Source organism: Acinetobacter sp. YZS-X1-1, from assembly GCF_000804305.1.
Taxonomy (GTDB): domain Bacteria; phylum Pseudomonadota; class Gammaproteobacteria; order Pseudomonadales; family Moraxellaceae; genus Acinetobacter; species Acinetobacter variabilis.
Genome location: NZ_JWHB01000078.1, coordinates 1 through 304, shown reverse-complemented (window position 1 = coordinate 304; position 304 = coordinate 1). Strand labels below are relative to the sequence as shown.

Below are 304 nucleotides of genomic sequence, written 5' to 3'. Positions count from 1 at the left end.
CCCCGTAACTCGTCGCAACGTGAAATAAGGTTCGGTATTCCCGCCAATAGCTCAGACAGAGCAGAACCTGATCCTCCAGGCTTAACTTGGGCGGTCTGCCTTTGGCAGAGACATGCTTCTGCAATTGCTCAACCATCAAATAGAAAGTTGACCATGAGATGCCTGTGTATCGCTTGAACTGAGGATCAGAAAGCTTGTTTGAATCGATGTATTTCATCCGCAGATTATGCACGAATGCCAAGAAATCCGGAGTGCAAATATTAACCAAAAAGAAGATCGTTTTTTGATTTATGAAAGAGATCTA

At 43.8% G+C, this 304-nt stretch carries 1 protein-coding gene; it reads right to left on the bottom strand.

Annotated elements, in window-relative coordinates:
- On the bottom strand, positions 1 to 268 hold a 268-nt coding region (locus RJ01_RS16070), incomplete at its 3' end, for a transposase family protein (RefSeq protein WP_171248489.1).
- Between the last annotated feature and the right edge of the window lie 36 nt (positions 269 to 304).